This window comes from Actinomyces sp. 594 (assembly GCF_019325145.1).
Taxonomy (GTDB): domain Bacteria; phylum Actinomycetota; class Actinomycetes; order Actinomycetales; family Actinomycetaceae; genus Actinomyces.
In genome coordinates, this window is record NZ_PIZC01000038.1 from 1 (window position 1) to 1,574 (window position 1,574).

A 1,574-nucleotide genomic window follows, 5' to 3' on the forward strand; every position below is an offset into this window, starting at 1 on the left:
TCACGACTTCTGACACTCCCAGATGTCATGAGATCCAACAGTCCCAGAAGTCATGAGACATCACAGTACCCCTACGGTACGAACCGTCGCCACAGGGTACGAATCGTCGACCGGAACGTACGAACCGTCACCACGAGGTACGAACCGTCGCTGTGATGTCTCAGGAGATCGGTGACAGTTTTGTGCCAGGACATCGGTGACACTTGGTGTGTCAGGATATCGGTGACAGTTCTGGGTCTTGTGGGGTGTGGTGGTTGGCGGGGTTGGGTGTGTGCGGGTCGAGACGTAGCGGGTGCCGGGCGCGGGCCAGGGGCGGGGCGTCGAGGTAGCGGAACAGGGTCTGGTGGAGGCGCTCGTTCTTGTCCTGGGGGTGGGCTTGTACGGCTTGCCGGTGATGGGTTCCACCCCTAGGGCGCGCACGTGGCCCGTCCAGCTCGCCTTTGCGGCCGCGTCGGGTGGGATTCACAGCGACCCGGTTGTCGGTCAGCAGCCGCTGGGGCACTCCGTAGCGGGCGACGGCCTTATCGGAGGTGGCGATGGCTGCCTGGCTGGTCTCGGAGGCGGCGACCAGGGACACCACCGCCAGGCGGGAGTGGTCGTCGATGAGCCGGGTAGATGACGGCCTTGCGGCCGCCGGCCAGTACGTATTCGGTGGCGTCCATCTGTCAGTAGGCGTTCGGGGCGGGGTAGACGAAACGGCGCCATGCCGCCCGGGGCCTCTTGGCCGGCTCGGCGTGGGCCACGCCGGCGGCGCGGAAGATCCGGGCCAGGGACGCCGACGAGGGCGCCTGAAGGCCCATGGCCCGCATCTTGTCGTGCACGCTGAATCGGGCCGCAGTCCAGGCCAGAGCGTTCTAGCGCGGCACGCACGTCCAGTGCCTGGTAGCGCACCTGTTCGCTTATACGTCCCGGACTTGTGCGAGGACGGCGAGAGCGGGGCTCGAGTATCGCGGCCTCCCCGTCAGCTCGGGCTCTGGCCCGCAGCGCGTAGAAGGTCTTGCGGCAGATGCCCTCATGCTCGCAGAACGTGGTCACCGCCCCGCGCGGGGCGTCATCAGGCCACCGGGCGATCGCCAGACGCATACGCGGATCAACACCACCACTGTTGGACTTCCTGACTGGGCTCATGCATCCAAAAACACGCCAGAACTGTCACCACCAACAACCCCTGAACTGTCACCGATGTCCTGACACATAACAGGTTCTTGGGTTGACCTTACGGTTCGTCATGTTGCCTGGGTGCTGGGGCGTCGCCCGCGGCGGTTTGTCGGGTGTCCCCGTGAACCGTTGCCGTTCATGGCGGGTCGTCGCTGCTGCGGGTCAGACGCAATACGCGGACTGTCCGCCCGGGAGGGCCCTCGCAACGGCGTACGTGCGTCAGGCGCCGGCCCTAGCACGTCCCGCGCCCGTCGGAAGCGTCCTCGCTGCCGGCGGGCGGTCGTCGACAACGCCGGATCATCTGCAACGCCACTTCCTGGTTTGCAACGCCACTTCGGGGTTAACAACGCCTGTTAACGGCCTGCTGAAGGGCTGGGAGGTATACAGCAGGCCGTTAAGTAGCGTTGTTAACGTCC

General features: G+C 65.5%; 1 pseudogene. It reads right to left on the reverse strand.

What is annotated here, in order from left to right:
• Window positions 1-283: 283 nt before the first annotated feature.
• Window positions 284-1,035, reverse strand: a pseudogene (locus GZ998_RS05790) (DDE-type integrase/transposase/recombinase); the annotation flags it as partial.
• Between the last annotated feature and the right edge of the window lie 539 nt (window positions 1,036-1,574).